2 pseudogenes are annotated in these 612 nt (G+C 35.1%); one reads left to right on the top strand and one right to left on the bottom strand.

Going from position 1 to position 612, the window contains the following annotated elements:
- A pseudogene (locus J7R13_RS08640) lies at window positions 1-200 on the top strand (TIGR02186 family protein); the annotation flags it as partial.
- Here the strand turns inward: J7R13_RS08640 and J7R13_RS08635 are convergent.
- Window positions 182-353 (bottom strand): annotated as a pseudogene (locus J7R13_RS08635) (RluA family pseudouridine synthase); the annotation flags it as partial. The pseudogenes J7R13_RS08640 and J7R13_RS08635 sit on opposite strands and share 19 nt — an antisense overlap.
- Between the last annotated feature and the right edge of the window lie 259 nt (window positions 354-612).

Raw genomic sequence — 612 nt, 5'->3', positions numbered from 1 at the left:
AGGCTCGAGCTTATTTTTTTCGCGATGGGGGATTTATTGATAGGGCGGCTACAACTCTTTAAATCGTTTAAGCACATATTGCTTATACAATTTTTTATTCAGCGCATAAGCATAGTTTTATATATGGTATTATTGCGGTAATTGTGGCTATTAGTACAGGGCTTTTTTGTTGTTTTATTTTTCTTATTATCAACAGATAAAAACGGCACACGAATAGACTGCCCTATAACAAGACGTATATCAGTTTTAACACGCCTGCCATCAACGCGTATCTGACCAGAACGCAGCAGTTTTTGTAGATACCCAAACGCAAGCCCTGGATAATGCACCTTAAACCAACGATCCAAGCGCATTCCGCTTTCACCTTCCTCAACCCTTTTGATTTCTACACCCACTTGTAACAGACCCTCTTGCTATACAATTTCTTTGTTTACCAATTGTATTTTCTCGTCTTTATAAACGCAAAAACTACATTCTTTTAAAATTAGACTTTATCACATTGCATTACAATCAGTATCCAAAATTGCATTTTCTTTCTGTATAAATTTCATTACTTCAAAGAAAACAACTACATAAAGAATTAGTAATCCTAATTTTGTGACTGCAATAGCT

This window comes from Bartonella taylorii 8TBB, assembly GCF_902825155.1.
Lineage (GTDB): Bacteria > Pseudomonadota > Alphaproteobacteria > Rhizobiales > Rhizobiaceae > Bartonella > Bartonella taylorii_A.
The sequence above is the reverse complement of the archived record's forward strand: the minus strand, read 5'-3'. Positions and strand labels throughout refer to the sequence as shown.